1 protein-coding gene is annotated in these 855 nt (G+C 74.0%); it reads right to left on the bottom strand.

Annotation, left to right across the window (positions count from 1 at the left end; genetic code table 11):
- Positions 1–855: condensation domain-containing protein (locus PUR56_RS12295; protein ID WP_329948913.1), on the bottom strand; the 855-nt coding region annotated here is incomplete at both ends.

The raw sequence follows: 855 nt of genomic DNA, 5'->3' as shown, positions 1-855 counted from the left end.
GCGGCAGATACCCCGCCCCCGACCGCAACACCGCCACCATCGCCACCACCAGGTCCACCGACCGCGGCAACGCCAACCCCACCCAACGACCCGGACCGGCCCCCCGACCCACCAACACCGACGCCAACCGCGCCGAACGCTCCCCCAACTCCCCGTACGTCAACGACTCCCCACCCACCACCAACGCCACCGCACCCGGCGCCTCCCGCACCCACCCCTCGAACCGCTCCACCACCGAACCCACCACCGGAACCACACCCACCGCCTCGCCGGGGGCGAGCAGCCCGGCCAGTTCGGCGGGATCCAGCAGCTCCAGGTCGTCGACGCGCGCGGCGGGATCGGCCACCGCCTGCTCCAGCAGCCGCAGCAGCCGGCCGGACAGGGCCTCGGCGGTCGGCCGGTCGAACAGGTCGGCCGAGTAGAACAGGCGCAGGTCGAGATCGTCCCCGTGCGCGGTGTCGGCGAAGGTGAACTCCAGGTCGAAGCGGGCCGTGCCCGGGTCGACCTGCTCCATCCGGGCCGGGTGGCCGAACATCACCGACGTGTCCAGGGTGACGGTGTTGTGCGACACCAGGGTCTGGAAGAGCGGGTGGCGGCCGAGCGCGCGCGGCGGGTTGACGACCTCGACGACCCGGCCGAACGGCACGTCGGCGTGGTCGAGGGCGGCGAGGTCCGCGGCCCGGACCCGGTCGAGCAGTTCGGCGAAGGTCGGACCGCCCGACAGGTCGGCGCGGAGCACCACCGTGTTGACGAAGAAGCCCACCAGCCCGTCCAGCGCGGCCTCCCCGCCGCGCCCGGCGACCGGCGTGCCCAACGGGACGTCGTCACCACCGCCGAGCCGGTGCAGCAACGCCG

Origin of the sequence: Streptomyces sp. BE303 (genome assembly GCF_036290945.1) — a bacterium.
GTDB lineage: Bacteria > Actinomycetota > Actinomycetes > Streptomycetales > Streptomycetaceae > Kitasatospora.
The sequence above is the reverse complement of the archived record's forward strand: the minus strand, read 5'-3'. Positions and strand labels throughout refer to the sequence as shown.